This is a genomic window from Microcystis sp. M53602_WE12 (genome assembly GCF_030065455.1).
GTDB lineage: Bacteria > Cyanobacteriota > Cyanobacteriia > Cyanobacteriales > Microcystaceae > Microcystis > Microcystis aeruginosa.
Map to the genome: position 1 here is coordinate 1 of NZ_JASJFB010000748.1, position 1,953 is coordinate 1,953.

Here is a 1,953-nt window from a genome sequence, read left to right on the forward strand (position 1 = left end):
ATAAATTCTCTCTAGCATTTTCTGGCTCTCGGGGTTTAGGTCTCTAATCAATCTCATTGTATTTTCCTGCTGCTTCGTTTTTTTATGTATTATACTTCTTAATTTTTTATTTGGGTAATTAATTTTGCATGACTACTTATTGTGTACTTTGGTATTGTGTACTTTGGTTTTGTGTACTGGATAAATAAAAAATGAAGCCCGCCGTATAAGCGGCTCCGGCGGAACAAACACTCGAAACCATAGTTAACACCAAAGCCAACCCCAGCAAAATCAACAGCCACCGCTTCGGCAATCCCGCCGTCACCCCCGTCACCCCAGCAAACTTCGTCCCCGTCAAATTCGCCCGACTAAAATTTGCCCCGCGTATATCACAACCACTGAAATCCGCCCCTGTTAAGTCCGCACCGCGAAAGTTACCACCCCGCAAGGATTCCCCCCAGAAATCCCGCCGCCCGTTTTTGTACTGTTCAATAACTGCTGCTGCCTTCATCGCCTACGAAATTGCCATACTATGCCCTCAATCTTACTACAAGTCAGAAAGCGGGTTTCTTGAGAGAATCCGATTGATACTCCCACCCCAGCGCTTCGGGATTCTTGGTTCAACGAGTCCACGTTCAAAAACCTGGCATTTTTATGGGCAATCGCGTCAGTTTCCACACCTCGCGTTCTAGAATATATCTGGATTTCCCCCATAGATATCTACTACAATAGCCGAAAACCCCTATCTATCAATGGATACACCCATTAACCTTTCTTAATCTACTCATGTTTCTTGTAATATTTCTTAATAGACGGGGATGGAGTATATTTGCTAGAATTTACTGACCGTAATTCTCCTGTGCCAGAAAAGTAGATTTATTCAGCCAACCCTAGATAAGTAGCTGGTTATAATTAAATTATGGATTGTGGGTTCGATCCCCCCTGCCCCCCTTGATAAGGGGGGTGTCTGAGAACTTTTAACACCTACCTACTTAGAAAGCCACTTAAGTAATTTTCTATGGAGAGTTAAATTATAAACCTCTTGCATAATTAATTTTTCAGGGTTCAAAAACGGCAAAAATAAGGATTAAATTGCATAAAATATGTAAATAGACCATTTAATTAATTATTATTCATTCTTAATTCTTAATTCTCCTGACTACTGACTCCTGGCTACTGACTCCTAACCCCAACAACAATTTTTGATTTTTACAAGAGGTCTTATGTCGTCAACTGCCTACGAAACTGATTATAATCAATGGCTAAAAGAGACGGTAAAACAGTTACAAGAGCGTAATTTTGAGCAGGTGGATTGGGATAATTTAATTGCAGAAATCGAGAGTATGGGGAAAAGTGATAGACGAGCTTTAATGAGTCTGTTAACCCGTCTTATCGAACATCTTTTAAAGCTGGCTTATTGGCAAGAAGAAAAAAAACGGTCAGGTAATCATTGGGCGGCAGCAATAGTCAATTTTCGCGCCCAAATTCAGCATCGTTTAGAAGATAGTCCCAGCTTACGGCCAGAATTAGCAGCTATGTATGATAAAGTTTATCCAGTGGCGATTAAATCAGTTTCTCAGCTTTTTTCCCTCAATTCAGACGCTCATATATCCCTCGAACAAACATTAGATGATAATTGGTTTCCCCCGGCTGAAAAATAGTTCTTAATTAGGAGTAATACTAAATCCGTTGAGTATAGGCTAGTTATGAAAGACAAAGATATAAATTTGCTTGCGGACTTTGCCGACCATAGCCAGTTGAAGTATAGGTAATGATTCGGTAGTAGTGGCCTAGCTCTCTTGCTTACCTGGTATGAATTGTGTAAAATATTTATGAATAAAAATAATTGGAACCCGCTCAGTCTTTAAACCTCTAGCTTGCTCATGACTTTTCTGATAAATATCTTTTTCTGGCTCCTGTCTGGCTTACTCAAATATCAGTCTAGCACCGAACAAAATCCCCCCTTCACCTCTA

The 1,953-nt window shown here is 40.2% G+C and carries 1 protein-coding gene and 1 pseudogene; one reads left to right on the plus strand and one right to left on the minus strand.

Annotation, left to right across the window (positions count from 1 at the left end):
- Positions 1-163: 163 nt before the first annotated feature.
- Positions 164-490, minus strand: a pseudogene (locus tag PX482_RS23190) (pentapeptide repeat-containing protein); the annotation flags it as partial.
- A gap of 712 nt (positions 491-1,202) precedes the next feature.
- On the opposite strand from PX482_RS23190, the gene PX482_RS23195 reads away from it, so the two are divergent.
- A complete protein-coding gene (locus tag PX482_RS23195; RefSeq protein ID WP_002757742.1) occupies positions 1,203-1,640 on the plus strand; it encodes a DUF29 domain-containing protein in 438 nt (145 codons plus the stop codon).
- Positions 1,641-1,953 lie beyond the last annotated feature (313 nt).